Genomic DNA, 26,115 nt, shown 5'->3' on the forward strand with positions numbered 1-26,115 from the left:
CGCATGAACCGCCTCGCCACCATCGTCCTCGCCGCCCTCGACGCCCTCGTCGCGGTGGCGATCGGTCTCGGGATCCTCGTGGTCCCCGCCACCCTCCTCTGGGCGGTGCAGTTCGGGCTGGCGCTCGACTGGACCGCCTTCTGGCGCGCATCCGCCGACCTCTGGCTGGCGGGACACGGAGTGGACCTGCTGATCACGCTCCCGAACGACCTCGCTCTGGCGTCCGGCCTCGACGGGGCGGGGTCGCCGTTCGAGATCGGGATCGCCCTGCTCGGCTTCGCCGTGCTCACGGTGCTCCTGGGCGCACGCTCGGGTCGACGGATGCGCGCAGCCGACGAGCCGATCACCGGCCCGATCGCCGGCGTGGTCGCGTTCGCCGTCCTCGCGACCGCGGTCTCGGCCAGCGCCCGGTCGGCCGAGGCGGTGCCGTCGCTGCTGCAGAGCGTGCTCTACCCGGCGGGGGTGTACCTCCTCGGGGTGCTCATCGGGCTGGCCTGGCGCCGTCGCGCTGCGACGTCCCCGCGGGCGGCGTCCTCCCGGTTCGCCGCTGTCTGGCGGGCACGGTTCGACGCCGTGGACGCCGGCGACAGGGCGCTCGTCGCTCTCGCCCTCCGCGGGGGAGCGATGGCCGCGTTCGGGGTCATCACCCTCGCGGCGATCGCGCTGGCCATCGCGCTGGTGGCGGGGTTCTCGTCGATCGTCGGCCTCTACGAGGGGCTGCACGCGCAGGTCGTGGGTGGCATCGCGCTCACGGTCGGCCAGCTCGCCCTGCTCCCCGACCTGGTGGTCTGGATGGCGAGCTGGTTCGTCGGCCCGGGGTTCGCCCTCGGGACCGGGTCGTCGGTGTCGCCGCTCGGCACGCAGCTGGGACTGGTGCCGTCGGTGCCCGTGTTCGGCGCCCTGCCCCACGACGACGTGCCCCTCGGGTTCCTCGGACTGCTCGTCCCCGTCGTCATCGCCTTCGGCGTGGGGGCCCTGCTCAAGCCGGCCTTCGACCGATCCGCCGAGGGCACCCGCGGTCGCGGCCGGTGGCTGAGGCTGGCGGCCGTCGCCGTCGGCATCGGGGTCGTCGGATCCCTGCTGATGGCGATCTTCGCGATCTGGTCAGGAGGTGCGGCGGGGCCGGGACGCCTGGCGGACGTCGGCCCCGACCCGGCCGCGATCCTGCTCTGGTCGTTCGTCGAGTTCACCGTCCCGGCTGCGCTCGGTCTCGTCGCGGGGGCGAGCATCCGGCGGTCGGGGTCGCGGGACGGCCGCGGTTCCGCCGCGAGAGCGCGATCGGAGGCGCCCGGCCGGGCCGATACACTGTGACGGTGCTGTCGCTCGTGGTCCTCATCTCGGGAGGCGGGTCGAACCTCCGAGCGCTGCTCGAGGCGGCGAGCGAGACCGGCTTCCCCGCGCGTGTGGTCGCCGTCGGCGCCGACAACGACGCCGAGGGGCTGGCTCATGCCGAGGCGTGGTCGATCCCCTCGTTCACGGTCGTGCCCTCCGCCTTCGAGTCGCGCGCCGCGTGGGGCGAGGAGCTGCTCGAGCAGATCCTCCGCTGGTCGCCCGACCTGGTGGTCTGCGCCGGCTTCATGCGCATCCTGCCGCCGAACGTCGTCAGGGCGCTCTCGCCGCGGCTGATCAACACGCACCCCGCGCTGCTGCCCGCGTTCCCCGGCGCCCACGCTGTGCGCGACGCGCTCGCGGCCGGGGTCGACACCACCGGCGTGACCGTGCACGTGATCGACGAGGGCGTCGACACCGGGCCCGTCATCGTCCAGCGCACCGTGCCCGTGCACCCCGGCGACACCGAGCACGAGCTCCACGAGCGCATCAAGACCGTCGAACGCGAGCTGCTGGTGGCCGCCGTTCGAGACATCGCCGAGCAGACCGTCGACCTGGAGGAACTGGCAGCACGATGAGCGGACCCACACACGACCCGAGCCTCTACACCCCGCGCGATCGGGTCCCGGCGACCCGGGCACTGGTGTCGGTCAGCGACAAGACGGGCCTGCCCGAGCTGGTGCAGGCGCTCACCGCGGCGGGCGTCGCCATCGTCTCGACGGGATCGACCGCGAAGGCCATCGTCGAGGCGGGCGGCACGGTCACCGAGGTCTCGTCCGTGACCGGGTTCCCCGAGTCTCTCGACGGGCGTGTGAAGACGCTGCACCCCGGGGTCCACGCCGGCATCCTCGCCGACCTCCGCCTCGAGTCGCACCGCGAGCAGCTCGGTCAGCTCGGCATCGAGCCGTTCGACCTCGTGATCGTCAACCTCTACCCGTTCCGCGAGACGGTCGCGTCCGGGGCGGCGCCCGACGCCGTGATCGAGCAGATCGACATCGGCGGGCCGGCCCTCGTCCGCGCGTCGGCGAAGAACTTCGCCAACGTGGCCATCGTCGTCTCGCCCTCGCGCTATCCCGAGGTGATCGAGGCGCTCGCGTCGGGCGGCACCGACCTCGCTCAGCGCAGGCGTCTCGCGGCCGAGGCCTTCGCGCACACCGCCTCCTACGACGGCGCCGTCTCCGCGTGGTTCGCCGAGCAGCTGGCCGACGACGCGTCCGAGACCACGACTGCGTCGCCGTTCGGCGATCGGCTCGTGGTCGAGGGCGCCCTCGAGGCGACCCTCCGCTACGGCGAGAACTCGCACCAGCAGGCGGCCCTGTACGTCGTCGACGGGGGCACCGGGCTCGCTCAGGCCGTGCAGCTCCAGGGCAAGGAGATGTCGTACAACAACTACGTCGACGCGGATGCGGCGGTGCGGGCGGCGTACGACTTCAGCGAGCCGGCGGTCGCCATCATCAAGCACGCGAACCCGTGCGGCATAGCGGTGGCCGACCCTGATGCAGACGACCCGATCGCCTCCGCGCACGCGAAGGCTCACGCCTGCGATCCGGTGTCGGCGTTCGGGGGCGTCGTCGCCGCCAACCGGACGGTCACCCGGGCGATGGCCGAGGGGCTGAAGGACGTCTTCACCGAGGTGCTCGTCGCACCCGCCTTCGACGCCGACGCGCTCGAGGTGCTCGCCGGCAAGAAGAACCTGCGCATCCTCACCCTCCCCGAGGGGTACACGCGCGAGCCGGTCGAGCTCCGCCAGATCAGCGGAGGCATCCTCGCGCAGACCCCCGACGGCTTCGCGCACCTCGATCGCTCGACGTGGCAGCTCGTCGCGGGCGAGGCGGCCGACGAGGCCACGCTCGACGACCTGGAGTTCGCGTGGAAGGCGTGCCGGGCCGTGAAGTCGAACGCCATCCTGCTCGCCGCCGGAGGGGCCTCCGTCGGGGTCGGGATGGGCCAGGTCAACCGGGTCGACTCCTGCCACCTGGCCGTGACGAGGGCGGGCGCCCGCGCTGCCGGCTCCGTGGCCGCGTCGGACGCGTTCTTCCCGTTCGCCGACGGGCTCGAGGTGCTCCTCGACGCCGGGGTCCGCGCCGTCGTGCAGCCGGGGGGATCGGTGCGCGACGCCGAGGTGATCGAGGCCGCGGCGAAGGCCGGGGTCACCATGTACCTCACCGGCGAACGCCACTTCTTCCACTGACCGCCCATCCATCCGTTCCCGCGGCGGTGCAGGCAGAGAGCACCCAGCCGCGACAGCCTAAGGTGCTAGTCATGTCCTCGTTCCGGCTCCGCACGCTCGGTGCGTCGCTCCTCGCCGCCGTCGTCATCGCGGTCACCGCCCTCGCGGCGGGGACGCTGGCGCTCTTCCTCGCCAACGGGCAGCAGCTGGAGATCCTCGGCCCGGCGGTCGCCTACTACGCGATCCCGGCACTGATCGTCTTCGTCGTGCTCGCGATCCTCGGGCTCGTCGGCGTCTACTCCCGCTGGTACACGGCGCTCATCGGCGGTGTCGCCGCGGCGGTGCTGGCGGTCCTGGTCAGCGCGGGCCTGCCGCTGATCGGCGCGCAGTTCACCAGCGACGTGCTCGCGCAGTACGCGTCGAGGCAGATCGCGCTCGAGCTGGTCTTCGCGCTCGCGGTGGTCGTCGCCACGGTGACCCTCGGCCGCCGCATCCACGGAGCGCTCGCCATCACCGAGACCGAGGAGGTGCTGCGGCGGCAGTACGCCCTCGTGCGCCGGCCCGCCGCGAGCCTCGACGAGGGCGTCGTCACCCACATCGAGCGCACCCCGGTCGACGTCGAGCTCGCCGGCCGCCAGTGGGAGGCCTACGTGGCCGCGCTCACCGGTGCGGGGTGGGAGCCGGTCGAGGTGCAGCCCGACGACGACCTGCCCGACTCCGTGTTCGTCGAGGACACGGTCGTCATGTTCGGTCCGCTCGCCGTCCTCACGAACCCCGGAACCGACAGCCGCACGGCCGAGGTCGATGCGGTGGAGGACACGGTCCTCGGGCTCTCGCTGGAGACCGCCCGCATCGAGGCGCCCGGCACCCTCGACGGCGGCGACGTGCTGAAGATCGGCCGCACGGTCTTCGTCGGCCGCGGGGGCCGGACGAACGCCGACGGCATCCGCCAGCTCCGCAAGATCCTCGCGCCCCGCGGCTACTCGGTCGTCGCCGTCCCCATGACGAAGGCGCTGCACCTCAAGAGCGCCGTCACGGCGCTCCCCGACGGCACCGTCATCGGCTACCGACCGGTCGTGGACGACCCGTTCGTGTTCGACCGCTTCCTCGAGATGCCGGAGGAGGGCGGTGCCCACGTCGTCATCCTCTCCGACGACACCGTACTCATGGCGTCGTCGGCGCCGGAGTCGGCGCGCATCATCGAGGGTCTCGGATACCGGGTCATCTCGGTCGACATCTCCGAGTTCGAGAAGCTCGAGGGCTGCGTCACCTGCCTCTCGGTGCGCATCCGCTGACCCGATCCGCTCAGTCGCGATGACGCGACCTTGCACCGTTCGGAGCCCTGCGCCTATCCTGTAAGGCTGCCTCCCCATCGAGCCCCCGTGAACCGGGGTCTTCCGGCTGCCCACGATGCGGTCGGAGGGGATCGGCAGCGCGCACACGGATCGGTGGGCGCAGCGCGGGATGAGGATGCACGACGTGAGCGACACGACCAGCCGACGCGGTACCGGGGTGGTCCGCACCCTCCTTCGGCTGTACCCGTTCGCGCGCCCGGCGATGCCGCGGATCGTGTGGGGCATGGTGGCCTCGCTCGGGGCGAGCGCGGTCGCGCTGATCATCCCGCAGGTGCTCGAGTGGGTCGTCGACGGCCCGCTCTCGAGCGGCGATGAGGCGCAGATCTGGATCGCGGGCGCGCTCGTGCTGGGGCTCGGAGTCGCCGAGGCGGCGCTCATCGCGGCGCGCAGAGTGCTCGTGCTGGTGCCCAACACGCGGGTCGAGGCCCGGATGCGCAACGCGCTCTACGCGAAGCTGCAGGACCTCCCCGTGTCGTTCCACGACCGCTGGCCGAGCGGCCAGCTGCTCTCGCGCAGCGTGAGCGATCTCAACCTCATCCGCCGATGGCTGTCGTTCGGGCTCGTCCTCCTGGTGGTGAACGTGCTCACCATCATCGGCGGAGGCGTGATCCTGCTGTCGATGAACTGGGTGCTGGGGCTCGTCTTCCTGGCCGCAGCCATCCCGGTGATCCTCTACAGCTTCAGCTTCGAGCGCCGCTACTCCGACGTGGCGCGCCGCTCGCAGGACCAGGCGGGCGACCTCGCGACGAGCGTCGAGGAGTCTGTCCACGGCATCCGCGTGCTCAAGGCCTTCGGCCGCGGACGGTACGCCCTCAAGCGGTTCGAGAGCCAGGCCGACAAGCTGCGGGCGACCGAGATCGAGAAGGCGAGGACCGTCGCGGGCATCTGGCTCTACCTCACGCTGATCCCCGACCTCGCCTTCGGCGTCTGCCTCGTGCTCGGCGTGTGGCTCGTCTCGGTCGACGCCGCCACCGTCGGCGGACTGGTGGCGTTCTTCGCCACCGGGACCGTACTGCTGTTCCCTATCTGGTCGATGGGCTACTTCCTCGCCATGACCCTCGACGCGACCACCGCGACGACCCGGTTCTACGAGGTGATGGATGCGCCCATCTCGATCACCGATCCCGAGCATCCGGCGACCATCACCGACGGGAGCGGCCGGCTCGAGTTCGTCGGCGTGCACTTCAGGTACGACGACGCCCCCGCGACCGTGCCCGACCTGCTCGACGGCGTCGACCTCGCGGTGGAGCCGGGCGAGACGATGGCGCTCGTCGGCCTCACCGGGTCGGGCAAGTCGACGCTCACCTCGCTGGCGGCGCGGCTCTACGACGTCACCGGCGGGTTGGTGAGGGTCGACGGCGTCGACGTGCGCGACCTCACCCGGTCCGACCTGCGATCGCGGGTGGGCATGGCGTTCGAGGAGGCGACCCTGTTCAGCCAGACGGTGCGCGAGAACGTGCTGCTCGGCCGTCCGGAGGCGAGCGAGGAGGACCTGCGCGAGGCGCTGCGCATCGCGCAGGCCGAGTTCGTCGACGACCTGCCCGAGGGACTCGACACGAAGGTCGGCGAGGAGGGGCTCAGCCTCTCCGGTGGGCAGCGGCAGCGGCTGGCGCTCGCCCGCGCGATCGCAGCGCGCCCCGAGATCCTCGTGCTCGACGACCCGCTCTCGGCGCTCGACGTCGAGACCGAGGCGCGGGTGGAGGCCGAGCTCCGTCGTGTGCTGCAGAGCACCACCGCGCTCATCGTGGCGCACCGGCCCTCGACCGTGGCGCTGGCCGACCGCGTCGCGCTGCTGCAGGACGGCCGCGTGACCGCCGTCGGCACCCATTCCGAGCTGCTCGCCACCAGCGAGCACTACCGCTTCGTCATCTCCAGCCTCGATGACGAACCCACCGTTCCGAAGGAGGTCGCGCGATGAGCGCCACCACCGTGACCGGGGTCGAGGGCGAGGAGCGCGACGACCTCACCACCGCGGAGAGCCGTCAGATCCGTCGCCGCTCGTCGGCGCTCCTCCGCTCGCTCATCGCGCCCATGCACGGCCGGTTGGCACTGGCGATCGCGGCGGTGGTCGTCAGCACGGCCGCGCAGGTGGCCGGCCCGGCGATCATCGCGTACGGCATCGACAGCGGTCTCCCCGCGCTGCTTCAGCAGGACTGGATGCCGGTCGCGCTCGCGGGCGTCGCCTATCTGCTGAGCGGCGTGGTGGGCGCCGGGCTCATCGCCTGGTTCACCGTGCTGGCGGCGCGGATCAGCCAGAGCATCCTCTTCGACCTGCGCAGGAGGGTCTTCCTCCACACCCAGCGGCTGAGCCTGGAGTTCCACGAGTCGTACACGTCGGGGCGCATCATCTCGCGTCAGACCAGCGACCTCGACACCATCCGCGAGCTGCTCGACTCGGGCATCACCGCGCTGGTGCAGGGCCTGCTGTACATGGCCTTCACCGCGGTCGCCCTGGTGCTGCTCGACGCGTGGAGCGGATTCGTGCTGCTCGTGGCGCTCGTACCGCTGGCCGTGCTCACCCGGTGGTTCCAGGTGCGCTCGCAGCGGATGTTCCGGCGCACGAGGGTGACGTCGGCCCGCCTGATCGTGCACTTCGTCGAGACGATGACGGGTATCCGCGCCGTGAAGGCGTTCCGCAAGGAGGCCCGGAACGAGGAGGTGTTCGGCGAGCTCGTCGACGACTACCGCGAGTCGAACGCGCGTGTGATCCGCCTCTTCGGCGTCTACGACCCGGGTCTCGTGCTCATCGGCAACGTCGCGGTGGCCACCGTGCTCGTCTTCGGCGGGCTGCGGGTGCTCGACGGCGGGATCGAGGTCGGCGTCCTGCTCGCCGCCGTGCTCTACACGCGCCGGTTCTTCGATCCGATGGAGGACATGGCGATGTTCTACAACTCGTACCAGAGCGCCGCCGCCGCCCTCGAGAAGATCTCCGGAGTGCTCGAGGAGCGTCCCGGTGTGGCCGACCCCGAGCATCCGGTCGACCTGTGGACCTCGCGCGGCGAGGTGAGGTTCGCCGGGGTGGAGTTCTCCTACACCCCCGATCGCCCGATCATCCCGCGTCTCGACCTCGACATCCCGGCGGGGCAGACCATCGCGCTCGTCGGCTCGACGGGGGCGGGCAAGTCGACGCTGGCGAAGCTGCTCTCGCGCTTCTACGACCCGACCGCGGGGAGGGTGACGCTCGACGGCGTCGACCTCCGCGACCTCCACCCGAAGGATCTGCGGCGCGCCATCGTGATGGTGACCCAGGAGGCGTACCTCTTCTCGGGGACCGTCGCCGACAACATCGCCATCGGCCGGCCCGACGCCACCCCCGAGGAGATCGAGGCCGCCGCACGGGCGGTCGGCGCCGACGCCTTCATCCGCGGTCTGCCCGACGGCTACGACACCGACGTGAACAAGCGAGGCGGGCGGGTGTCGGCCGGCCAGCGCCAGCTGATCTCGTTCGCGAGGGCGTTCCTGGCGAACCCGGCCGTCCTCATCCTCGACGAGGCCACCGCCTCGCTCGACATCCCGAGCGAGCGTGCGGTGCAGGATGCGCTGCAGACGCTGCTCGCCGACAGGACGGCGGTCATCATCGCGCACCGTCTGTCGACGGTCGCGATCGCCGACCGGGTGCTCGTCATGGACCACGGCCGCATCGTCGAGGACGGATCGCCGGAGGAGCTCATCGCGGGGGAGGGGCGGTTCGCGCACCTCCACGCGTCGTGGCGCGAGTCGCTCGTCTGACGGAGGTCAGGCGGGCGGCCGCGCGTGGGGCGTGCGACCGCGGGTCAGGCGTGAGGCGTCAGCTGTTCTTCCAGGCCCAGTAGGTGGCCGCGTTCGTGTAGACGTACCAGCCGTCCTGGCAGACCACGACGTCGTCGGTGGGCTGCGTCTGCAGCCACCAGGTGTCGTCGAGCACCGGCGGAGCCGCCGAGGCGGGAGTGGTGCACGGGGCGCCGATGGTCTCGGGCTTAGCGGGGGTGAACTCGAGGATCTCGGCGCCGGTGTCGGAGTTCGCCTTGATGCGCACCATCGTCGCGTCGTCGGGTACCCAGGACGGCACCTTCACGGTGGCGTCGGACGCCTTGCCCTCGGTGGCGGTGGCGTAGATGGCGGACGAGACCGGAGGATCGACGGCCTCCAGCAGCGTGCATCCGTTGACGACGACGGCTACTCCGGCCGCGATGAACGCTGCCGCGGCGACGCGCGACCTCTTCGACTGCATGCGCTGCGTAGGTCCTCTCATGATTCCGGCGTCAGCTCGGGGTGCACCGGCTGCCACCTGGCAGAAGCGTAGTCGATCGTGTACCAGGGTTCCCGCGAGAGCGCTCGGAGAGGTGTGCCCTCCTGCTCGTAGTGATCGTGCGCGCGGGCCTCATGTCCGGTGGGCGGAAGGCCCCCGGACCGGACCACGCGCCACCACGGATGGCCCGTGCCGTACATCCGCATGATCGATCCCACGGCCCTCGCGGCGCGGCTGCCGAGGAGTGCCGCCACGTCGCCGTAGGCGAGGACCCGGCCGGGAGGGATGGAGTCGACGACCTCGAGCACCGCCTCGACGAACGAGTCGGGATCGGAGTCGCCGGCGTCGAAGGGGCCCGGGCCCGCCGGCTCGGTCAGAGCGTCAGCGCGGCGATCGTCTCGCCGTACTCGGTCTCGCCGATCGAGGCGAAGCCGACGTGGTAGAAGAACCGCTCGGGGCCGGACTCGCCGGGCTCGAAGATGACGGTGAGGCGCTCGAAACCGCGACGCCGTGCTTCGTCGGCCACCGATTCGACGGCGAAGCGGCCGACACCGTGCCCCTGTGCCGACGCCGCGATGTTGAGGCGCCAGATGCAGCAGCGGAACTCCTCCTGGGGGCTCTCGGCGTCGAAGTTGGCCATGATGAACCCCACGACCTCGTCGTCGTCGCGCACCACGCGCGGCCAGGCGCTGTTCGGATTGACGTAGGCCTCGGCGATCGAGTGCGAGACGGGAGCCACGAACTGCTCCTGGCCGGGCTTCAGCGTGAGCGTGTTCGCGGCGACGATGTTCGTGGCCGACAGCTCCTCGAGCACGAGTTCACTCATGAGGACAGGCTAGTGCCAGGGGGTGTGCTGAGGCGAGGTCTCTCGACGTCGAGACAACTGCCAGGGCGAGTACACTGGAGAACGCTGTTTTCCGCGCGTGCTAGAGGAGCTGAATTGTCGAAGATCAAGGTTGAGGGCACCGTCGTCGAGCTCGACGGCGACGAGATGACGCGAATCATCTGGCAGTCCATCAAGGACACACTGATCCACCCGTACCTCGACGTGAACCTCGAGTACTACGACCTCGGCATCGAGAAGCGCGACGAGACCGACGACCAGATCACCATCGACGCCGCGAACGCCATCAAGAAGCACGGTGTCGGCGTCAAGTGCGCGACGATCACGCCCGACGAGGCGCGCGTCGAGGAGTTCGGCCTCAAGAAGATGTGGCGCTCGCCCAACGGCACCATCCGCAACATCCTCGGCGGTGTCATCTTCCGCGAGCCGATCATCATCTCGAACATCCCGCGGCTGGTCCCGGGCTGGAACAAGCCGATCATCGTCGGCCGCCACGCGTTCGGCGACCAGTACCGCGCCACCGACTTCCGCTTCGAGGGCGAGGGCACGCTCACGATGACCTTCACCCCGAAGGACGGCTCGGAGCCGCAGTCGTTCGAGGTGTTCCAGTCGCCCGGCAGCGGTGTGGCCATGGGCATGTACAACCTCGACGAGTCGATCCGCGACTTCGCCCGCGCGTCGCTGAACTACGGCCTCGCTCGCGACTACCCGGTGTACCTCTCGACCAAGAACACCATCCTCAAGGCCTACGACGGCCGCTTCAAGGATCTCTTCGCCGAGGTCTACGAGGACGAGTTCCGCGCCGAGTTCGAGGCCCGCGGCCTCACCTACGAGCACCGCCTCATCGACGACATGGTCGCCTCCTCGCTCAAGTGGGAGGGCGGCTACGTCTGGGCGTGCAAGAACTACGACGGCGACGTCCAGAGCGACACCGTCGCGCAGGGCTTCGGCTCGCTGGGCCTCATGACCTCCGTGCTCACCACCCCCGACGGCTCCATCGTCGAGGCCGAGGCCGCCCACGGCACCGTCACCCGCCACTACCGTCAGCACCAGGCCGGCAAGCCGACGTCGACCAACCCGATCGCCTCGATCTTCGCGTGGACCCGCGGCCTCCAGCACCGCGGCAAGCTCGACGGCAACCAGGAGCTGATCGACTTCGCGAACACTCTCGAGGACGTCGTCATCAAGACGGTCGAGAGCGGAGCCATGACGAAGGACCTCGCGCTCCTCGTCGGCCCCGAGCAGGAGTACCAGACCACCGAGGAGTTCCTCGCGACGCTGGCCGCGAACCTCAAGACCCGCATCGAGGGCTGACCCTCACCGGTCGCCCACCAGCGAGAAGGCGCCCCTCCGATCCGTTCGGAGGGGCGCCTTCTCGCTGTTCGACGTGGGGCGGGCGCGGAGCGCTCGCCGGCCCGCGTCAGCTCGCTGTGGAGGAGAGCTGCGGGCTCTCGCTCGCGCCGTCGGTGCTCACGTGCTCCACGGCGATCTTGCGCGGCTTCGCGCGCTCCGACACCGGGATGACGACCGACAGGACGCCGTTCTCGTACGAGGCGCTGATGCGCTCGACGTCGAGCCCGTCGCCCAGGCTGAGCTGGCGGAGGAACGAGCCGCCGCTGCGCTCGCGGGTGATCCACTTCACGCCCTCGGCGCCGCGCAGCGTGCGCTCGGCGCGGATGGTGAGCAGCTGCCCGTCGACGTCGACGTCGATCGAACCCGGGTCGATGCCCGGGAGATCGGCGGTGAGGACGTAGGTCTCACCCTGTCGGTAGAGGTCCATCGGCATGACGCGAGGCCCCTGGCGACTCTCGAAGAGGCCGGATGCGACGCGGTCGAGCTCGCGGAACGGGTCGAAGTTCATGGCCATGATCACTGACTCCCTTCTGATACTTGAGTCACCTTGACTCAATGCTTCAGATGTTAGCAGTCAACGTCGGAGAGTGCCAGAAATTCCCTGCGTAGGAGGCGTGAGCCAGGACCCGTCGGCCGCCACCGCGCGGACGTCGAACCCCTCGCCGAGCAGCACCAGGTCGGCGGTCCAGCCGGGCCGGAGAAGGCCGAGGTCGTCGCGACCCAGCACGGTCGCCGGGGTCAGCGTCAGGGCGCGGATCGCGTCGACGGGATCGATGCCGCACTCGGTGACGGCGATCCGCAGCGCAAGGTCCTGGGTGAGCGTCGATCCGGCGAGGGTGTCGGTGCCCTCGAGCACCGCGCGTCCGTCGCGCACGTCGACCTCGCGCGACCCCAGGTGGTAGTGACCGTCGGATGCGCCTGCCGCGGCCATCGCATCCGTCACCAGCGCGATCCGCCCCGGCGCGGCTCGGAAGGCGAGCTGCACCACGGCCGGGTCGACGTGCAGCCCGTCGACGATGAGCTCGAGGGTGACGCGGTCGTCGTCGAATGCGGCGGGCAGCGGGCCGGGCGAGCGGTGGTGGATGCCGGGCATCGCATTGAACGCGTGAGTCACGAGCCGGGCGCCGCGATCGAACGCGTGGTGCGTCGTGTCGAAATCGGCGTCGGTGTGACCCACCGCGACGATGATCCCCTCGACAGCGAACGCCTCGATGGCGGTGAGAGCGCCGGGCAGCTCGGGAGCGATCGTGATCTGGGCGAGGCGTCCGTCGGCCGACTCCAGCAGGTCGGCGACGGAGAGCGGAGTGGGGGAGCGCAGCGCGTCGGGGTCGTGAGCGCCGCGGCGTTCGGGGGAGAGGAACGGCCCCTCGAGGTGCGCGCCCAGCACGAGCGGGTCGTCGGCGCAGAGGTCGGCCACGTCGGCGAGCGAGGCGCCGAGCGCTGGGAGGGGTGCGCTGACCAAGGAGACCACGGTCCGCGTGGTGCCGTGCGCGCGGTGCACCGCGAGGGCCGCCCGCATGGCGTCGATGCCGTCGTCGAACGAGGCGCCGCCGGCGCCGTGGCAGTGCAGGTCGAGGAACCCCGGCGTCAGCCAGGCGCCCCGGGCGTCGGTGACCGTGCCGGCGTCGGCCGCCCGGGCTCTCCAGCCGTCGCCCGTCCCGACCTCGACGATGCCCTGGGGCCCGCCGAGCAGCCAGAACCCGTCCACGACACCGTCGGCGTCGAGCCTGCGTGCGTCGTGGACGAGGACGCTCACTCCAGCTCCCTGCGCCCCGCGATCACGCCGCTGATGGTCGCGACGACGCCGAAGACGAGCGCGATGATCCACTGGCCCAGGGTCAGCCAGACGAGCGCGGCCGCTCCCATGATGGCGATCTCGATGAGGCCCTTGCCGAAGGCGTCGAGACGGATCACCGCCTTGGGCGACCGGAACAGCGCCCACACCAGGACGGCGAAGAGCGGGGTGGCGATGCCGAAGACGATGTTCCACGGCAGGGGCCACGCCACGAAGCCCCAGAAGCCGAACGAGAAGAAGGCGAAGAGCTCGACCAGCAATCGCACGACATCGTTGACGCGGATCCTCGGTTCGGCGGGAGACTGCGTGGACACCCCACAACTCTAGGTGCTCTGCAGCGAGCCCGGTCGCGGCCAGGGCACAGCCCCCGGCCATTGTTACGGGTTTGTAAAGGGTGCAAACCAATTCCGCCGAAACGCTTGACGATCGAATGTTCGTAAGCTTCACTAACAAACATGTCTGCATCGGAAGTGCAGCGAAGCCCTTCCCGCCCAGACGTCGCGTCGACGTCGGCCAGGAGCTTCGCACCCACCAGGGCCCTGCGGCCGAAGGCCAAGCTCCTCCCGGAGCACGCGCGGGGCCACAACCGGTCGCTGGTGCTGCAGACCCTCTACCGGTCCGGCCCCTGCAGCCGCGCCGACATCGCCCGTACCACGGGGCTGACGCGCGTCACGGTGTCCGACCTCGTCGCCGAGCTCATCGGCGACGGGCTGCTCGAGGAGCTCGGGCAGCGCGAGGAGTCGCGGCCTGGCAAGCCGGCGACCCTGCTCGACCTCCGCCGCGACGCGTTCGTCATCCTCGGGCTCGACCTGTCCGAGCACTCCGGATTCTCGGGTGCGGTGCTCGACCTCGACGGCCACCTCCTCGCCCGTGAGGAGGTGGCGCTCGACGGCAGCACCGGCGACGCCGCGCTCGACCGTGTGATCACCCTCGTCGGCCGGCTCGTCGAGCATGCGGGGCCGACACCCATTCTGGGCCTCGGGGTCGGCTCGCCTGGTGTCGTCGACCTCGGCGGAGTCGTGCTCACCGCCCCCAACCTCGGATGGGAGGGCCTGCCCCTGCAGGAGACCCTCCACGAGCGGTTCGGCGTGCCGGTCGTGGTCGCCAACGACGCGAACGCGGCCATCCTCGCGGAGCATGGCTTCGGCGGAGCCGCCGCCGACGCGATGCTCATCAAGATCGGCCACGGCGTGGGCGCGGGTCTCCTCCTCGACGGCCGCCCGATGTACGGCAGCCGCTTCGCCGCGGGTGAGATCGGCCACGTCGTCGTCGGCACGGACGGGGGCGAGGTGTGCGCCTGCGGCAAGCGCGGATGCCTCGAGACGTGGCTCAGCATCCCCCGGCTCGAGCGGGCGCTCGCCGCCGTGCAGGGCGACGAGCGCGACCGCGTCCTCGAGCAGGCGGGGGAGCGGCTCGGCATCGCGCTGGCCCCCGTGGTCGGGGCGCTCGACCTCGGCGAGGTCATCCTCGCCGGTCCCACCGGACTTCTCGACGGGCCGCTCGCCGCGGCCGCGCTCGAGACGATCCGGAGCCGCACCATGTCGGAGTTCCACGGCGACCTGTCGCTGCGGATGTCGACCCTGGGGCAGGACATCGTCCTGCGCGGGGCCGCGGTCATGGTGCTCTCCGGTCAACTCGGGGTCTCCTGACGGCGACCCTCGCACCGAGAGCCAGATCCCAGCTGGCACGCATCACGACACATCCATCGCCCTAGGAAAGGTGAACACCATGAGGAAGAAGGCACTCGCCGTCGCCGCCATCGGCGTCTCGGCGGCGCTGGCGCTCGCGGGCTGCGCGAGCAGCTCGGGATCGGGCTCCGCCGACGCGGAGGGCGCGAACATCCGCGTCTGGCTCGTCGGGAGCGACACCCCCGATGAAGCGCGCGACTACCTGAAGACCACGTTCGAGTCGGATCACCCGGGGTCGACGCTGACCATCGAGGAGCAGTCGTGGACCGGCCTGGTCGACAAGCTGACCACGAGCCTCTCCGGGTCGGACAGCCCCGACGTCGTCGAGGTGGGCAACACGCAGGCCGCCGCCTTCACGTCGGCGGGCGCGTTCCTCCCGCTCACCGACGAGTACGACGCGCTCGGCGGCGACGACCTGCTCCCGGGATTCGTCGAGGCGGGCACCTACGACGGCACCTTCTACGCCGCTCCCTACTACTCGGGATCGCGCCTGGTGTTCTACAAGAAGGACCTGCTCGCGGCGGCCGGGCTGCAGCCGCCCACCACCCTCGACGAGTACGTCGCGGACGGACAGGCGCTCGCCGCGGCCAACCCCGGCGTCTCGGGCATCTACTTCCCGGGTCAGGACTGGTACAACGCGCTCCCCTACATCTGGGAGAACGGCGGAGAGATCGCGGTCCAGGATGGCGACACCTGGAAGTCGACCTTCTCGAGCCCGGAGTCCATCAAGGGTCTCGAGCAGGTGCAGAAGGTCATGACCACCGCATCGGTCGCCCCGAAGGACGGCAACGAGGCGGATGCGCAGGTGCCGTACTGCGGGGGCACGATCGCGATGCTCTCGGCGCCCAGCTGGATCAAGTGGTCGATCCTCGCGCCGGCCGACTCGGAGACCCCGGGCTGCGCCGACCAGGAGTCGAACCTCGGCGTCTTCGCCCTCCCGGGCAAGGACGGCGGCGCGGCGCAGGTGTTCGCCGGCGGATCGAACGTGGCGGTCGCCGCGAAGTCGGCCCACCCCGACCTGGCGAAGGACGCGCTCGAGATCATGCTGAGCGACCAGTACCAGACCATCCTCGGTGAGAACGGTCTCGTCCCCGCGAAGCTCTCGCTCGGCGACACCATCGGGACCGACGAGGTCGCCCAGGCGACCACGGCCGCGGCCGCGAACGCGAAGCTCACCCCGGCGTCGCCGAAGTGGGCCGACGTCGAGGCCTCCGGGGCTCTGCAGGACTTCTTCGTGCAGATCGCCCAGGGCGGCGACGTGCCCACGCTCGCCAAGGCGCTCGACCAGAAGATCGACTCGATCCTCAACGGCTGACGCCACTCACGCGCGGTGGGGGCGGTGTTGCAGCACCGTCCCCACCGGCCCAGATGCCCTCGCCCTAGGAGGTGAAGGCACACCCATCGTATTCGCCGGATCACGCGAGGAGCCGTCCGTCATGTCAACGTCCGTGACCCTGGTGCGGGAGCACGAGTCCGGAGGGGTGCAGCAGGTGCCGCAGACCCTCCCGGGGTCGGGCAAGCGCCCTCGCCGGCGCCGTCGTGCCGGCGGGCTCGCCCCCGCCGCCCTGCTGGTGCCCGCCTGCATCATCCTCGCCGTGGTGATCGGCTGGCCGCTCATCCAGCTGTTCGTGATGTCGTTCCAGGAGTTCGGCCGCGCCCAGGTCTTCGGCGCCCCCGCGCCCTTCGTCGGCTTCGACAACTACGTGCGCATCCTCACCGACCCGCAGTTCTGGGCGGTGCTCGGCCGGAGCATCGCGTTCTGCGCCGTCAACGTCGCCGTGACGATGGTGCTGGGCACGCTCATCGCCCTCCTCATGACGCGGCTGAACCGCTTCTTCCGCCTGCTCGTCTCGGTCGGGCTCCTGCTCGCCTGGGCGATGCCCGCCCTCACCGCGGTGATCGTGTGGGGCTGGATGTTCGACACGCAGTACGGCGTGGTCAACTACGTGGTCGGCCAGCTCTCCGGATCGGACTGGGGCGGACACTCCTGGCTCATCGAGCCGATCAGCTTCTTCGCCGTCGCCACCGTGATCGTGGTCTGGGGTGCGGTCCCGTTCGTCGCGTTCACCGTCTACGCCGGTCTCACGCAGGTGCCCGACGAGGTGCTCGAGGCCGCGCAGCTCGACGGCGCGGGCGGGTGGCAGCGATTCCGGCTCGTGGTGTTCCCGTACCTGCGGTCGATCTTCATCGTGGTGACCGTGCTGCAGGTGATCTGGGATCTCCGAGTCTTCACGCAGATCTTCGCACTTCAGGGGATCGGCGGGATCCGCGAGCAGACCTCCACGCTGGGGGTCTACATCTACCAGACCTCCGTCGGCTCGGGGGACTACGGGGCGGGCGGGGCGATGGCCGTGATCATGGTGATCCTGATGATGGCGATCTCGCTCTACTACGTGCGCCGCACGCTGAAGGAGGAGGAGCTGTGACCCGCCGCCGTGCCACCACGATCGCCCTCTCCGCCGTCGCGGTCGTGGTCTTCCTCTGCTCCGTCTTCCCCGTCTACTGGATGCTCATCTCGGCGTTCCAGCCGAACGACGAGATCCGGGGGAGCGTGCCGAACTTCTTCCCGGTGAACTTCACGCTCGAGAACTTCCGCACCGTGCTCTTCGACCCCTCGCGGGCCCCGTTCCTGCCCGCGCTCGGCAACTCGCTGCTCGTCACGGTCGCCACCGTGGTGATCGCGCTGGTGTTCGCGTTCCTCGCCTCTCTCGCCGTGACCCGCTACCGGTTCCGCAGCCGCAGGGGCTTCATCGTCGCGATCCTCATCATCCAGATGATCCCCGCTGAGGCGATGATCGTGTCGACGTACCGGGTGCTCGACGGCTGGAACCTCCTCAACACGATCGCCGGCCTCACCCTCGTCTATGTCGCGACCGTCCTGCCGTTCACGATCTGGACTCTCCGCGGCTTCGTCAACGGCGTCCCGGTGGAGCTCGAGGAGGCCGCGATGATCGACGGCTGCAGCCGTACCTCGGCGTTCTGGCGGATCACGTTCCCGCTGCTGGCCCCCGGGCTCATCGCGACCGGCGTGTTCGGGTTCATCCAGGCCTGGAACGAGTTCCTGCTCGCGCTCGTCGTGATGTCGCGGCCTGAGATGATGACGCTTCCGGTGTGGCTGCGCACGTTCCAGGTCGAGACGGGCACCACGAACTGGGCCGCGATCATGGCCGGGTCGACGCTGATGGCCATCCCCGTCATCGTCTTCTTCCTCATCGTGCAGGGACGCATGACATCGGGTCTCGTCAGCGGGGCGGTGAAGGGATGAACGAGCGCACCGTGCTGGGCACCCTGCTGCCCGGCTTCGCGGGCCCCGAGCTGCCCGACTGGGTCGAGCGGATGCTCGGCGAGGGTCTTGCGGGCGTATGCCTGTTCGGCGAGAACATCGTCTCGACCGGGCAGCTACGGGCCCTCACCGCGGCGATCCGGGCTGCCAATCCGGCCGCGGTCATCGCCGTCGACGAGGAGGGTGGCGACGTGACCCGCCTCTACTACGACCGGGGCGCGCCGTTCCCGGGCAACGCGGTGCTGGGACGGCTCGACGATGTCGACGCGACACGCTCGGTCGGTGCGGCGGTCGGGGCCGAGCTGGCCGCCGTGGGGATCGACCTCGACCTCGCGCCGGATGTGGATGTCAACTCCAACCCTCTCAACCCGGTGATCGGGATCCGGAGCTTCGGCGCCGACCCGGAGCTGGTCGCGCGGCACTCGGTCGCGTGGGTGGAGGGGCTGCAGTCGCAGGGCGTGGCCGCGTGTGTGAAGCACTTCCCGGGGCACGGCGACACCGCGCAGGACTCGCACCTCGACCTGCCCGCCATCGACGTCGATGCCGGGACCCTGCGTGCCCGCGAGCTGGCGCCCTTCGCGGCCTGCGTCGGGGCGGGTGTCGCCGCAGTGATGACGAGCCACATCGTGGTCGCCTCGGTCGACGACGGGGTCCCCGCGACCTTCTCCGCGCGCATCCTGCAGGGCATCCTGCGCGACGAGCTCGGATTCGAGGGGGTCGTCGTCACCGACGCCCTCGACATGGCCGGGGCCAGCCGCGACATCGGCATCCCCGCCGCGGCGGTGCGGGCCCTCGCCGCGGGGAGCGACCTGCTCTGCATCGGCACCCGCAACACCGAGGAGCAGATGCGGGGAGTGGCGCGCGCGATCGGAGACGCGGTCTCCGCCGGGGAGGTGGGGGAGGAGCGCGTGTGCGAGGCCGCCGAGCGGGTCTCGGCGCTGCACCGGTCTCGGCGCGACACCGAGACGCAGGCGTCTGCGTCGGGCCTCGCAACGGAGACGCTCGCCCGTGCGTTCCGCTGGGCCGCAGGCGTCTCGGACACGCTGGCCTCGCTGGACCGATGGGTCGTGGTCCGCCACGACGCGATCCCCAACGTGGCCGTCGGCGACGTCCCGTGGGGTCCCTTCGACGCGCTCGCGGCGGCCGACCCGCGGCTCGCTGCGGTCGACGCGACGGACTGGTCGGCGGGGCGGATCACGCTCGACCCCACGGCGGGTGCGCTCTTCATCGGTCGCGACAACGCCCGGCGCCCGGACGCCCGCGAGATGATCGCGCGGCTCAGGTCGGAGCATCCGGCCGTGGTCTCGATCGACATGGGATGGCCCGCCGACGACGACTCCGCGGAGATCGCCACCTTCGGCGGCTCGGCCGCGGTGGGGGCGGCTCTGGCGGACGGGCTGCTCTCCGCGATGAGCGGCTCCACGGGGAGGGTGACCTCGTGAGACTGGGACTCGACATCGGCGGCACCAAGACCGACGCCGTCGTCCTCGATGACTCCGGCGCGCTCGCCCACAGGGTGCGAGCGGCCACCGGCCTCGGCGCCGACGCGGTGGTGGCCACCGCGGTGACGCTCATCGACCGCATCGCGGCGGAGGCGGGCTTGGAGCCCGCCGCCTTCGACTCGATCGGCGTGGGCATCCCCGGCCAGGTCGACACGGCCACCGGGCACGTCTGGCACGCGGTCAACCTCGGCGTGGACGAGCTCGACTTCGGTGTGCGCGTGAGCGAGCGGATCGGGGTGCCGGTCTCGGTCGAGAACGACGTCAAGGCGGCCGCGCTCGGTGCCTACCACCTGCTTCCCGGCACCCGGCAGGACCGCTCGATGGCCTACCTCAACCTGGGCACGGGGCTCGCCGCCGGACTCGTCATCGACGGGCGGCTGTGGCGGGGCGCTCGCGGAGCGGCGGGGGAGATCGGTCACATCCCGGTCGACCCTCACGGCGTCCTCTGCCCGTGCGGACAGCGGGGCTGCCTCGAGACCGTCGCCTCGGGATCGGCGATCGCCCGTCAGTGGCCGTCCGACGACCCGATCCCCGTCCGGTCGCTTCTCGCCGCCGCCGAGGGAGGCGACGGCGACGCCGTGCGCATCCGCGACTCGTTCATCGAGAACGTCGCGGCTGCCGTACGGGTGCTGGTGCTCACCCTCGACGTCGACACGGTCACGATCGGCGGCGGGCTCAGCGCCCTGGGCGACTGGCTGCTCGAGAGCGTGCGCGCGGTTCTGGGCGGATGGGCGGCCGACTCTCCGTTCCTGGCCTCGCTCGGCCTGCCCGAGCGGGTCCGGGTCGTGCCCGCCGGGTTCCCCGCCGCCGCGGTGGGTGCGGCGCTCGTGGGCGCCGGCACCTCCCATCCCGTCGTCAGCCTCGGCGAGCACCGCGATGAGAGGGTGGTGTCGTGGCTGAAGTGATCATCGTCCCGACGTCCGAGGTCGCGGGTGCGCTGGTGGCCGAGGCGGTGGAGCGGATGGTCGCCGCGACCCCGTCGTCGGTGCTCGGCGTCGCCACCGGGTCGACCCCGTTGCCCGTGTACCGGGCCCTGGCCGAGCGGGTCCGCGCAGGTCTCGACCTCTCCCGGCTCCGTGCCTTCGCGCTCGACGAGTACGTGGGGCTGCCCTCGTCGCATCCCGAGAGCTACGCGTCCGTCCTCCAGCGCGAGGTGCTGCGCCCCCTCGGGCTCGACCCCAAGGCGGTACATGTGCCCGACGGCCGCACCATCGGCATCGAGACGGCCGGCGAGCGGTACGAGGCGGCCATCGAGGCGGCCGGCGGCATCGACCTCCAGCTCCTCGGCATCGGCACCGACGGCCACATCGGTTTCAACGAGCCGGGGTCGTCGTTCGGCTCACTCACCCGCGTCAAGACGCTGACGGCGCAGACGCGCGCCGACAACGCCCGGTTCTTCGCCTCCCCGTCGGAGGTGCCGCTGCACTGCATCACCCAGGGTCTCGGGACCATCCTCCGCGCCCGCCGCCTGGTGCTCCTTGCCTTCGGCGCGGGCAAGGCGAGGGCGGTGGCGGATGCGGTGGAGGGCCCTCTGAGCGCCTCGGTGCCCGCTTCGGCCATCCAGCTGCATCCGCGTGCCACCGTCGTCGTCGACGAGGAGGCGGCCTCGCTCCTCGTCAACGCGGACTACTACCGCTACGCGTACGCCCACAAGCCCCTCTGGCAGCCGACCATCCTCTGAGGTCTCCGTCCCGCCGGCAGCGCCGCGCCTCGAGGGCGCGCTCTACGCGGTGGCGGTGACCCTCGTGCGCGGGAGCAGCACGTGCACGGCGACGGCGACGCGGTCGGCGGTGACGTCGATGGTGTAGCGGCCGAGCCGGGTGAAGAGCGGCCACGCGGCGTTGTCGATCGACTGGGCGCGTGTGCCGGGCCGCGACAGCGTGATGATCAGGGCGGTGTCGTCGCCTGGCGCGGCGGGCTCGACGCGGACGTCGAGGGCCGTGGCGGCCGCGGGCGACGGCGCCGCCGACCGGAGTGCGGACAGCAGCCAGACCAGCGCCAGCAGAGTGCTCCGCTGGTCTGCGGCGAGGCGTTTCACGGCGGCCGCATCGTCGTCGAGGACGACCGCGCCGCTGAGCCGCTCCGACTCCGAGATCGCGATCTGCAGCCAGCTCAGCTCGTGGTCGGCCCGGAGCGCGGCGCGAAGCTCGTCGCCGAGCGCGCCGGCGAGCGCAGCGGTGGCGGGATCGATGTCCGTCCCTGGCGGTGCGCTCGCCACCCGATCGAGGAGTTGCTCCGCCTCGTCGTCGAGCGTGCGGAGGTGGGATGCGGCCGAGACGCCGTGCCCGGTGGGTGGGGCGGGGATCAGGCTGTCGGCGACGGCCTGATCGATGAGGACGCCGAGCCGCGCATCCGTCGCACTCAGCATCAGCATGAAGGCGAAGACCGGGGCGGCGCCGATCACGAGGTTGTTCACGCTCACCGGAACGCTCGCGGGGTCGACGAGCCAGCCCACCGCCACTCCGGCGCCACCGACGATGACGAGGAGGACGCCTCCGAACGCCGAGCGACTCAGCGGCTGCGCGGGGAGGCTGGCGAGAAGGCACGCACCGAAGCCCACGGTCGCTGTCGGGTAGAACGTCGCGCTGCCGTCGCCTGACGCGGCGTCGAGGAGCAGCGCGGTGAGGTCGATGAGCACGGCGGCCACCCCGGCCGTGTCGACGAGGATGGACACCGTCGGCGAGACGAGCCCGGCCCGTCGACGCGACGACACCACCACGACGACGAGCACGACCGCCAGGATCAGCCACGACACGACCGAGAGCACCCGCCAGGGTGACCCGGACCACGACCAGCCGAGGGACGACAGCCCCCGCACCATCAGCAGCGATCCGAGGATGACGAACCCGATGCCGAGGTATCCGCCGCTGAGGCTGCGGTCGAGACGGAAGCGCGCGCGCTGCCAGCCGATCGCGGCCGGGCCGGCGCGGGTGACCTCGAGGTGGCTGCTGAGGGGTCCGCGCTCGGCGTCTGTCCTGGTGGTGCTCATCGTCGAGGGACCTCCAGCAGCACCGTCGTGCCCCGGCCCGGCGACGAGAAGATCCGGGCAGTCCCGTGCACGGCGTCGAGTCGGGCGCGGACCGATTCGGCCAGCCCCAGTCGGCCCGCGGGAACCTGCTCGGGCACGAACCCGCATCCGAGGTCGGTGACGACCGCCCGGGTGCGATCGTCGTCCTGGCTCAGCGTCACCTCCGCCTCGTGCTGACCGGAGTGGCGCCGGACGTTCTCGAGGCACTCCGACACCGCGGCGGCGAGCTCGGAGAGATGGGATGCGGAGTCGTCGAGCTGCGGCACGCCGTGCCACGCGACCGAGAGTCCCAGCGCCTGGTGCCTGCGTGCCAGCGATGCCCAGCGCGGAAGGTCGCCGGCGTCTTCGGCGGGGCGGGCGGGGTCCGTGGGGTCCTCTGCACCTTCCATCACCGGGGGAGGCGCCGGCTGACGAGGGTTCGACACGGTCGAACCCGATGTGCGCAGCTGGCGGAGGAGGTCCCGGTCGGCGGAGGCCTGGGCGCGGAGGGTCTCGGCCGGCACGCCGCGACCCCCGTGCGCGATCAGCGTGAGCGTGGCGAGCACGGTGTCGTGCATGGTCCTCGCCTCGTGCCGGAGCTCCGCCTCCGCCTCGACCGAGCGTCGTTCGGCGGCGTAGGCGCGTCGGAGCTGCTCCACTCCGACCACGGCCTGGCGTTCGGTCCGGTGCACCCAGATGCCCGCACAGGTGCAGGCGACCCAGCCGCCGAGGATGGCGATCGCGACGAAGACCGCCCGGCCCGAGCCCAGACTCGCGACGACCGCGGTGACGGTCACGGGCACGGCGGCGGGGAGAGCGGCTCTGACGAGCATGCGGGAGTCGGGGATGGCGAGCAGGAGCGAGGGGATCACGAACGACGACACCGCCGTGACCGTGGCCACGGCCGTGAAGTCGTAGACGGGGAAGGAGGCGAGAGAGGCGAGCGTGGCCAGCCCCGCGAGGTACGTCCCGGTCGCCGCCCACCACGCGGCTCTGCTGGTGAGCAGTGCGAAGCCCACGAGCATGACGAGCAGGCCGACCAGTGTGGCGAGGTATCTCGACGGCTGCTCGATCGCGGGGACGAGAACGGTCGCGGCGGAGGCCGCGGCGAATACGAGACCGAGTCGTTGGGCGCACACGATGCCCACCCGGCCCGCTTGGCCGTCGTCGATGATGTCGCCGATCCGGGGTCGCGCGCCGGAGGCGCCGTCCTCGTCCGCGTTGCCCACACCCCGACGATAACGATCACGCACCCGCCTGTGGCATCGCGCTCACCCCCCGAGCGGGGCGGATCCGCCAGACGCGGTGCCGCGTTGCTACTCTCGACCTCGATGCCTGCACCCCTCCGCCTCGCGATCATCGACGATCATCGGATGCTGCTGGCCGCCCTCAGCGAGTGGGTGCGGTCGTCGGCCGATGACGTGGAGGTCGTGGCCGCGGTCGCGAGCTGGCCCGACCTGCTCGCGCATCCGGCGTTCCCCGTCGACGTGGCGCTGCTCGATCTCGACCTGCGTGACGGGCTGCCCGTGGCGGTGAAGCTCCGCGCACTCCACACGGCGGGCGTCGCCGTCGTGGTGATGAGCACGTACTCGGAGCCCGCGATCGTCCGCGACGCCCTCGACTCGGGCGCCCGCGGGTACCTCTTGAAGAGCGAGGACGCAGGCACCATCGTCGAGGCGGTGCGCACCGCCGCCGCGGGCGGCTCCTTCCTGTCGCCGCGGCTGAGCGCCGCGCTCGAGGCGTCGCCGGCCTCCGCTCTGGTGCTCACCGACCAGGAGAGACGCGTGATGGCGCTCTACGGATCCGGTCAGTCGGTCAAGCAGGTCGCCGTGACCCTCCACGTCAGCGGCGAGACGGTCCGCTCGCACCTCAAGCGCATCCGCGACAAGCACCGCCGCGCCGGCATCGACGTCAGCAGCAAGATGGCCCTCCGCGCCCGAGCCCTCTCCGAGGGCCTCCTCACCGACGACTGACCACCGTCCGCGCCGCCGAGCGGCATCCTGGTTTCGCTGCCTCTTCGACCTTTCGCGTGCCCGATGACCCCGCGACACGTCATACAGGGCGCGAAACCAGCGGCGGTCAGACTGCGGGGGCGCGGGTGGGGCGGGTGGGGCGGGGCGGGAGCCAGGCGGTGAGGAGGAAGGCGACGTCGATGGCGAGGGTGAGGATCGCGGTGGCGCCGTAGAGGGCGTCGCTGGTGAAGAGGTCGGCCACCTGGATCGCCGACGCCACGAGCGAGACGCCCGCGAAGACCGTGCCCACGACGCGGGCCCAGCGGCGGCGGCGGTGAAGGCCGACGAAGACCCACGCGTAGAGGGCCGCCACCACGATGAGGGCGATCACCGTGACCAGCACGGGCGGGATCGAGCCGTCGCTCGCGCGCACGCCGACCGCCGCCGATCCGGTGATCAGCGTGACCCCGAGGTAGCGCACCACATCCCACACGAATGCGACGAGCGTGATCGCGCGCAGCCGCGCGGCGACCAGCTCCGGCAGCAGCGGCTCGAGCACCCCCATCAGCGGAAGATGATCGTGCGGGCGCCGTCGAGCAGCACCCTGTCTTCGGCGAACCACTTCACCGCGGTCGAGAGGGTGCGGCTCTCCTCGTCCTGCCCGATCGAGACCAGCTCGGCCGGGGTGCGCGTGTGATCGACGCGCACGACGTTCTGCTCGATGATCGGGCCCTCGTCGAGGTCGCTGGTCACGAAGTGGGCCGTCGCGCCGATGAGCTTCACGCCGCGCGCGTGCGCCTGCTTGTAAGGGTTCGCCCCCTTGAATCCGGGGAGGAAGGAGTGGTGGATGTTGATCAGTCGACCCGCGAGCCTCTCGCACAGCTCCGGCGAGATGATCTGCATGTACCGCGCGAGCACGACGAGCTCGATGTCGTGCTCCTCGACGACGCGCATCACGCGATCCTCGAACGCCGCCTTCGACGCCGCATCGGTGACAGGATGCGCCTCGAACGGCACGTCGTAGAACCCGGCCAGATCGCGGAGCACCCCGTGGTTCGACATCACGAGGGGGATCTCGACCGGCAGCTGGCCCGCGCGCTGGCGGAACAGCATGTCGTTGAGGCAGTGCGCGGCCGTCGACGCGAGCACGAGCGTGCGCAGCGGCCGCCCGACGACGTCGAGGCGGAAGTCGAGGTCGTAGCGCTCGACGACGGGTGCGAACGCCGCCTCGAGCTCGGCCCGGGTCGCGGGCGTCTCGACCTGCAGGCGCATGAAGAAGCGCCCGGTGTCGGCGGAGGAGAACTGCTGGCTCTCGGTGATGTTGCCGCCCGAGGCGACCACGACCCCGCTCACGGCGTGCACGATGCCGGGCTGGTCGGCGCACACGAAGGTGAGCACCCAGTGGTTGTGCGGTGTCGTCACGCGGCTCCTCTTGTCGGCTTGCCCGTCCAGGGCACCCCGATAGGATATCGAGTGGCCGGGCCATCCCGTTCGGCCCCGGGCATGTGCGAGGGCGTGTGGTCGGCTCGCTCTCTGCGGCCGACGACGTCGGGTCGCCAGGCAGCCGATCCAGGCATCCTCTGTCCGCCGTTCACCAGATCACTGCGTG

The 26,115-nt window shown here is 71.1% G+C and carries 25 protein-coding genes; 15 read left to right on the forward strand and 10 right to left on the reverse strand.

All coding sequences use genetic code 11. The features are described 5' to 3' along the window. Positions 1 to 3 precede the first annotated feature (3 nt). The 6 genes from ACFJGV_RS17165 to ACFJGV_RS17190 all read left to right on the forward strand — a co-directional run bounded on the left by ACFJGV_RS17165 (position 4) and on the right by ACFJGV_RS17190 (position 8,583). Positions 4 to 1,311: a DUF6350 family protein gene (locus ACFJGV_RS17165; protein ID WP_378145282.1), complete on the forward strand. Its 1,308-nt coding sequence runs from the start codon at positions 4 to 6 to the stop codon at positions 1,309 to 1,311. 2 nt (positions 1,312 to 1,313) lie between these two features. After that, the gene (gene purN / locus ACFJGV_RS17170; protein ID WP_378145284.1) at positions 1,314 to 1,907 is read left to right on the forward strand and encodes a phosphoribosylglycinamide formyltransferase; all 594 of its coding nucleotides are present in this window, start codon (positions 1,314 to 1,316) and stop codon (positions 1,905 to 1,907) included. Then, positions 1,904 to 3,520, forward strand: coding sequence for a bifunctional phosphoribosylaminoimidazolecarboxamide formyltransferase/IMP cyclohydrolase (gene purH / locus ACFJGV_RS17175; protein WP_378145285.1), 1,617 nt, complete (start codon positions 1,904 to 1,906; stop codon positions 3,518 to 3,520). The genes purN and purH overlap by 4 nt, the downstream gene beginning before the upstream one ends. Positions 3,521 to 3,591: 71 nt before the next feature. After that, positions 3,592 to 4,794 carry a dimethylargininase gene (ddaH, locus tag ACFJGV_RS17180; RefSeq protein ID WP_378145287.1) on the forward strand — a complete coding sequence of 401 codons (1,203 nt, stop codon included), beginning with the start codon at positions 3,592 to 3,594 and terminating at the stop codon, positions 4,792 to 4,794. Between the two features lie 262 nt (positions 4,795 to 5,056). Then, the gene (locus ACFJGV_RS17185; RefSeq protein WP_378148763.1) at positions 5,057 to 6,772 is read left to right on the forward strand and encodes an ABC transporter ATP-binding protein; all 1,716 of its coding nucleotides are present in this window, start codon (positions 5,057 to 5,059) and stop codon (positions 6,770 to 6,772) included. Beyond that, positions 6,769 to 8,583, forward strand: coding sequence for an ABC transporter ATP-binding protein (locus ACFJGV_RS17190; protein ID WP_378145289.1), 1,815 nt, complete (start codon positions 6,769 to 6,771; stop codon positions 8,581 to 8,583). Before ACFJGV_RS17185 ends, ACFJGV_RS17190 begins: the two co-directional genes overlap by 4 nt. Before the next feature lie 58 nt (positions 8,584 to 8,641). On the opposite strand, the gene ACFJGV_RS17195 is transcribed toward ACFJGV_RS17190, so the two are convergent. The 3 genes from ACFJGV_RS17195 to ACFJGV_RS17205 all read right to left on the reverse strand — a co-directional run bounded on the left by ACFJGV_RS17195 (position 8,642) and on the right by ACFJGV_RS17205 (position 9,908). After that, entirely contained in the window at positions 8,642 to 9,064 is a 423-nt protein-coding gene (locus tag ACFJGV_RS17195; RefSeq protein WP_378145291.1) for a hypothetical protein, read from the reverse strand. Positions 9,065 to 9,081: 17 nt separating this feature from the next. Then, the gene (locus ACFJGV_RS17200) at positions 9,082 to 9,390 is read right to left on the reverse strand and encodes an MGMT family protein (protein WP_378145293.1); all 309 of its coding nucleotides are present in this window, start codon (positions 9,388 to 9,390) and stop codon (positions 9,082 to 9,084) included. 65 nt (positions 9,391 to 9,455) lie between these two features. Next, complete coding sequence (locus ACFJGV_RS17205; RefSeq protein ID WP_378145294.1) at positions 9,456 to 9,908, reverse strand: GNAT family N-acetyltransferase; 453 nt, start codon at positions 9,906 to 9,908, stop codon at positions 9,456 to 9,458. 114 nt (positions 9,909 to 10,022) lie between these two features. On the opposite strand from ACFJGV_RS17205, the gene ACFJGV_RS17210 reads away from it, so the two are divergent. Then, positions 10,023 to 11,240, forward strand: a complete 1,218-nt coding sequence (locus ACFJGV_RS17210) for an NADP-dependent isocitrate dehydrogenase (protein WP_378145296.1) — start codon at positions 10,023 to 10,025, stop codon at positions 11,238 to 11,240. A gap of 106 nt (positions 11,241 to 11,346) precedes the next feature. Here the strand turns inward: ACFJGV_RS17210 and ACFJGV_RS17215 are convergent, their stop codons facing one another. The 3 genes from ACFJGV_RS17215 to ACFJGV_RS17225 are packed head-to-tail and all read right to left on the reverse strand — an operon-like array spanning position 11,347 to position 13,388. Beyond that, complete coding sequence (locus ACFJGV_RS17215) at positions 11,347 to 11,793, reverse strand: Hsp20/alpha crystallin family protein (RefSeq protein WP_378145298.1); 447 nt, start codon at positions 11,791 to 11,793, stop codon at positions 11,347 to 11,349. Between the two features lie 60 nt (positions 11,794 to 11,853). Continuing rightward, positions 11,854 to 13,035 (reverse strand): N-acetylglucosamine-6-phosphate deacetylase, encoded by a 1,182-nt coding sequence (gene nagA, locus ACFJGV_RS17220; protein ID WP_378145300.1) that lies wholly within the window; start codon positions 13,033 to 13,035, stop codon positions 11,854 to 11,856. Then, complete coding sequence (locus ACFJGV_RS17225; protein WP_378145302.1) at positions 13,032 to 13,388, reverse strand: YrdB family protein; 357 nt, start codon at positions 13,386 to 13,388, stop codon at positions 13,032 to 13,034. The genes nagA and ACFJGV_RS17225 overlap by 4 nt, the downstream gene beginning before the upstream one ends. Before the next feature lie 141 nt (positions 13,389 to 13,529). On the opposite strand from ACFJGV_RS17225, the gene ACFJGV_RS17230 reads away from it, so the two are divergent. From ACFJGV_RS17230 to ACFJGV_RS17260, 7 genes are all read left to right on the forward strand, one after another. Then, entirely contained in the window at positions 13,530 to 14,723 is a 1,194-nt protein-coding gene (locus ACFJGV_RS17230; protein ID WP_378145303.1) for an ROK family protein, read from the forward strand. Positions 14,724 to 14,802: 79 nt separating this feature from the next. Then, positions 14,803 to 16,077 (forward strand): extracellular solute-binding protein, encoded by a 1,275-nt coding sequence (locus ACFJGV_RS17235; RefSeq protein WP_378145304.1) that lies wholly within the window; start codon positions 14,803 to 14,805, stop codon positions 16,075 to 16,077. Between the two features lie 121 nt (positions 16,078 to 16,198). Beyond that, positions 16,199 to 17,188, forward strand: a complete 990-nt coding sequence (locus tag ACFJGV_RS17240; protein ID WP_378145306.1) for a carbohydrate ABC transporter permease — start codon at positions 16,199 to 16,201, stop codon at positions 17,186 to 17,188. Then, complete coding sequence (locus ACFJGV_RS17245) at positions 17,185 to 18,027, forward strand: carbohydrate ABC transporter permease (protein WP_378145307.1); 843 nt, start codon at positions 17,185 to 17,187, stop codon at positions 18,025 to 18,027. Before ACFJGV_RS17240 ends, ACFJGV_RS17245 begins: the two co-directional genes overlap by 4 nt. After that, positions 18,024 to 19,487 carry a beta-N-acetylhexosaminidase gene (gene nagZ / locus ACFJGV_RS17250; RefSeq protein ID WP_378145308.1) on the forward strand — a complete coding sequence of 488 codons (1,464 nt, stop codon included), beginning with the start codon at positions 18,024 to 18,026 and terminating at the stop codon, positions 19,485 to 19,487. Before ACFJGV_RS17245 ends, nagZ begins: the two co-directional genes overlap by 4 nt. Next, positions 19,484 to 20,452, forward strand: coding sequence for an ROK family protein (locus tag ACFJGV_RS17255; RefSeq protein ID WP_378145309.1), 969 nt, complete (start codon positions 19,484 to 19,486; stop codon positions 20,450 to 20,452). The genes nagZ and ACFJGV_RS17255 overlap by 4 nt, the downstream gene beginning before the upstream one ends. Further along, positions 20,440 to 21,228 (forward strand): glucosamine-6-phosphate deaminase, encoded by a 789-nt coding sequence (locus tag ACFJGV_RS17260; RefSeq protein WP_378145311.1) that lies wholly within the window; start codon positions 20,440 to 20,442, stop codon positions 21,226 to 21,228. The genes ACFJGV_RS17255 and ACFJGV_RS17260 overlap by 13 nt, the downstream gene beginning before the upstream one ends. A 42-nt stretch (positions 21,229 to 21,270) precedes the next feature. Here the strand turns inward: ACFJGV_RS17260 and ACFJGV_RS17265 are convergent, their stop codons facing one another. Together ACFJGV_RS17265 and ACFJGV_RS17270 are read right to left on the reverse strand one after the other, a co-directional pair. Continuing rightward, entirely contained in the window at positions 21,271 to 22,536 is a 1,266-nt protein-coding gene (locus ACFJGV_RS17265; protein ID WP_378145313.1) for a hypothetical protein, read from the reverse strand. After that, complete coding sequence (locus ACFJGV_RS17270; protein WP_378145315.1) at positions 22,533 to 23,783, reverse strand: ATP-binding protein; 1,251 nt, start codon at positions 23,781 to 23,783, stop codon at positions 22,533 to 22,535. Before ACFJGV_RS17270 ends, ACFJGV_RS17265 begins: the two co-directional genes overlap by 4 nt. A 102-nt stretch (positions 23,784 to 23,885) precedes the next feature. On the opposite strand from ACFJGV_RS17270, the gene ACFJGV_RS17275 reads away from it, so the two are divergent. Further along, positions 23,886 to 24,527 (forward strand): response regulator, encoded by a 642-nt coding sequence (locus ACFJGV_RS17275; protein ID WP_378145317.1) that lies wholly within the window; start codon positions 23,886 to 23,888, stop codon positions 24,525 to 24,527. A gap of 106 nt (positions 24,528 to 24,633) precedes the next feature. Here ACFJGV_RS17275 and ACFJGV_RS17280 read toward each other — a convergent pair whose 3' ends face one another. Further along, a complete protein-coding gene (locus tag ACFJGV_RS17280) occupies positions 24,634 to 25,071 on the reverse strand; it encodes a hypothetical protein (RefSeq protein ID WP_378145319.1) in 438 nt (145 codons plus the stop codon). Further along, positions 25,071 to 25,928: a formyltetrahydrofolate deformylase gene (gene purU, locus ACFJGV_RS17285; RefSeq protein WP_378145320.1), complete on the reverse strand. Its 858-nt coding sequence runs from the start codon at positions 25,926 to 25,928 to the stop codon at positions 25,071 to 25,073. The genes ACFJGV_RS17280 and purU overlap by 1 nt, the downstream gene beginning before the upstream one ends. Positions 25,929 to 26,115: the final 187 nt, after the last annotated feature.

The sequence above is a fragment of the Cnuibacter sp. UC19_7 genome (assembly GCF_042699995.1).
Classification (GTDB): Bacteria; Actinomycetota; Actinomycetes; order Actinomycetales; family Microbacteriaceae; genus Cnuibacter.